The organism is Bartonella sp. AP65SXKL, from assembly GCF_042195725.1.
Taxonomy (GTDB): domain Bacteria; phylum Pseudomonadota; class Alphaproteobacteria; order Rhizobiales; family Rhizobiaceae; genus Bartonella.
This window is the reverse complement of record NZ_JBHIOW010000041.1, coordinates 1-3,303: the sequence shown is the minus strand read 5'-3', so window position 1 is coordinate 3,303 and position 3,303 is coordinate 1. Positions and strand designations below refer to the sequence as shown.

The 3,303-nt window shown below is 42.4% G+C and carries 4 protein-coding genes; all 4 read left to right on the top strand.

Features of this window, described 5'->3' with window-relative positions:
- Positions 1–2,320: hemagglutinin repeat-containing protein (locus ACFIMP_RS09395; RefSeq protein ID WP_375686313.1), on the top strand; the 2,320-nt coding region annotated here is incomplete at its 5' end.
- Positions 2,317–2,721, top strand: a complete 405-nt coding sequence (locus ACFIMP_RS09390) for a hypothetical protein (RefSeq protein ID WP_375630432.1) — start codon at positions 2,317–2,319, stop codon at positions 2,719–2,721. The genes ACFIMP_RS09395 and ACFIMP_RS09390, both read left to right, overlap by 4 nt.
- Positions 2,709–2,837, top strand: coding sequence for a hypothetical protein (locus ACFIMP_RS09385; protein WP_375672244.1), 129 nt, complete (start codon positions 2,709–2,711; stop codon positions 2,835–2,837). Before ACFIMP_RS09390 ends, ACFIMP_RS09385 begins: the two co-directional genes overlap by 13 nt.
- A gap of 66 nt (positions 2,838–2,903) precedes the next feature.
- On the top strand, positions 2,904–3,303 hold a 400-nt coding region (locus tag ACFIMP_RS09380), incomplete at its 3' end, for a hypothetical protein (protein WP_375612658.1).

Genomic DNA, 3,303 nt, shown 5'->3' with positions numbered 1-3,303 from the left:
TGTTTCGGCGGATCGTGATGTCAACATGGATGCCGGCAATAATATCACCCTATCAGAAAGCTATGATACCTCTAACGGCAAAGAGACACATGAAAAGTCTTTTGCTGGTGTGACAGGCTCTGTCAATGTGGGCATTCTTGGTGCTGTACAAGATGTAAGGGATGCAGTCAAACGTTTTGGTCATGGGGATACAAAACACAAAATCGGCAATGGTCTTATTGCTGGTCTAAAAGGCTATGATCTCTATAGCAAAGGCAAAGGTCTTTATAATGGGATGAAAGGTGGAAACAAACAGTCTATTCGTGATATTGCTGATGTTTCTGCTAGCGTAACCGTGGGATTTAAGACAGAGAAGGCAGAAGCCTCTGTTCAGACCTCTACCGCGGTAACAGGTACAATAGAAGCAGGACGCGCTGTTAATATGCAAGCCCACAAAGGTAGCATCCATGGTGTTGGAGCCGATATTATTGCTGGTACAAACCCGATACAAAGCAATGATGAACAGAGCGGGAATATCACCATGGGAGCAGGTAAAGATATCATCTTTGAAAGTGCGCAAAACACGCAGAGCACAGAAAACTACACGCAAAGCGCTTCGATGAATGTTGGGTATAGTTATGGTACCGGTGGTACAGGGTGGATGGGGAATGCTTCTTTTGGTAAAGGCAAGGGTTCCAGTGAGGAGGTTCACCAGAAGAACAGCCATATTATTGGCACCGGCACAGTTCACACAACGAGTGGTGCAAACACCACATTGGCAGGCGCCGTGGTTTCTGGAGAGCGTGTAGAAATGGAAGTAGGGGGTGATTTTGCTATTACCAGCCGCAGTGATACGGGACAAAGTTCCAGCAAGCAAAACTCTGTTTCCATTGGTTATAATAGCCGAGAAAAGGAAGGTACAGCCACAACCAATATTTCATTGAACAAGGATAAATCCTCTAGTGATTATCATAGTGTTGTGGAGCAATCAGGCATCAAAGCGGGTGATGGTGGTTTTAAGATCAACGTTAAAGATAAAACAACCCTAACTGGGGGGCTTATTGCCAGCACCGCGCCGGCAGATAAAAACAGCCTGACCACAGGAAGCATTAGCACCAGTGATATCAGCAACAGTGCGCATGCGCAAGCTAGCAGCCAAGGTTTAAGCATTTCAGCGGGTGGTCCGATGTATCAGGGCAAATATGGTGTCGGGAAAAACATTGCTAAAAATGTCTTAGATCATTCAAAAGCTAAAGATTCAGAGGAAGGATATACCAAATCCGCTATCAGCAATGGCACTATCGTCATTACTGATGAAGCAGGGCAGAAGGCATTAACAGGACAAGATGTGGAACAAGCCATAGCCTCCCTTAATCGGGATACTGCTAGCGCCCATAAGGGTGTAGAACAGCTCGATGTAGGCAAGCTGGAACAAATCGTCCATGAAAACCGTGAAATGGCAACCCAACTTTTAGAAGAAGGATTTAAATACAGTGATGACTCCTATAAAACCATGTTTATCAAAGAGCACCCCATCGCCGTGGTCGACCGTGATAAAGACGGAAATATACTCTATAAAACAGATGAAAATGGGGAGCCTATAGAAGACGCTCGTGGACAAAAAATACCTAAGTTTCATTATTTAACGGATGAAGAAAAGCAGCATTTACAAGAGGGTGCTGATGGCAAAGTGCATGTGTCCTTTAATGGCATCTTTACGCCACCCTATGAAGCTGCTGTTTATGCAGAGCAACATGCGAAGGATAAAAATAATCCGCTTTATTTTGTTGTGTTCCCCCAAGCCGATTCTGCTATCTCAGAGCTTCTGGTTGCAGGCTATCAGAAGTTTATGGAAAATAACTTTTGGGGTTTGACCAATTCAACACAAGAAGCAAAAGATTTGGTGTATAGCCATGGTCTTACAGGATTAGAACTTTATGGACATAGTCGCGGGACAATGACATTGGGGAATATGCTGAATTCTTTCAAACAAGAAGGTGTTCACGGTATAGCCGACAACACGAATATCAATTTCTATGGACCAGCCTTTAATGCTTTAGTTGCATCCGGTCTGTTAGGTTATGTGAGTGATGGCAAACAAACCACTATTGGCTTTGATGGGAATAGATACGACTTTGTAAGCAGAATTATTGGCGGCAATGGCTATACTTACGAGACAATACCTACTGGTAGTAACATGTGGAAAGAATGGTGGAGAGTGATCATGAATCCCATAAGCTCCCATACTTGCCTTGGAGATGTGGGTTATAAATGCCAAAAGTTTTATGGCACATCTCATCGTGAACAATTTCCTTTAAGTAAATCAAGGAGTAAAAAATGAAATACATTTTAAAGTTATTAAGTGGAATAGTTTTGGTGAGTGTAACTGGATGTAATATCGATAAACCTCCTCCAGGAGAGATAGCTACGTGGGAGAAAAATGGTGTTACTGATTTTACTGAGGTAGGAAAAGCCTTATTAGAATGTGGAATGCCAACCCCTTATGATACTGATCCAGAAAGCAGAAAGCTCAGCTACAATGCAATAGCAACCATAGAAGCTTGTATGATTCAATCAGGTTTTCGTGATAAAGTGGGAGGGGGAACTTGGTGTGTAAATCATAAAGCCGAGGATCTTCCCATTTGTCGTCCAGGTGCTGTCATACCACAGCGCAGTGTCAAGAAGCGCTTAAACAGCCCTTTTTGTAAAAAATATAAAAATAGTCGCAAATGCCAACCTTAAGTGTTTCTATTGGTGATGATCAACAATCCGCCATCCTTGCCTTCGCTTGGAATGGCGGGATTGTTTTCTCAACCAATCATCTCAATATTGTTCACCGTTGTTTTAAGCAGCGGTGACAGGAAATATCAACAGGTTTATGAGCTCTGTTTTATCGTAAATAAATCCATTGAAAGAGGGGAAAAATGAAGAAAATCTTAAAACTGTTGAGTTGCATGGCTTTGTTAAGTATCGCTGGATGTGACTCAAAGCCTCCTTCAAAATACTTTGTTATATGGCAAAAGCCAGATGCAGATTCTACTGAAGTAGCAAAAGCATTGTTAGAGTGTGGTAAGCCAACTCCTTATAATGCCGATACAGAAAATAGTGGATTAGGTTTCGGTGAATGGGCAATAATTCATACTTGTATGCTTCAATCTGGCTTCCACTATAGAAGTGAAAATGGAAAGTGGTGTGAAAATTGTCAAGATGATAGGATTCCGGTGTATCCTCTTAGTGGTTCTATCACGCCTCAGCGAAGTGTTGAGAGACGCTTAAATAGCCCTTATTGTAAAAAACATTCAGAACAACTTGAATGCCAGCCTT

Bases quoted from the DNA above. Each gene is read 5' to 3' on its own strand.
- ACFIMP_RS09390 (WP_375630432.1), top strand. From the start codon at position 2,317: ATGAAATACATTTTAAAGTTATTAAGTGGAATAGTTTTGGTGAGTGTA.
- ACFIMP_RS09385 (WP_375672244.1), top strand. From the start codon at position 2,709: ATGCCAACCTTAAGTGTTTCTATTGGTGATGATCAACAATCCGCCATC.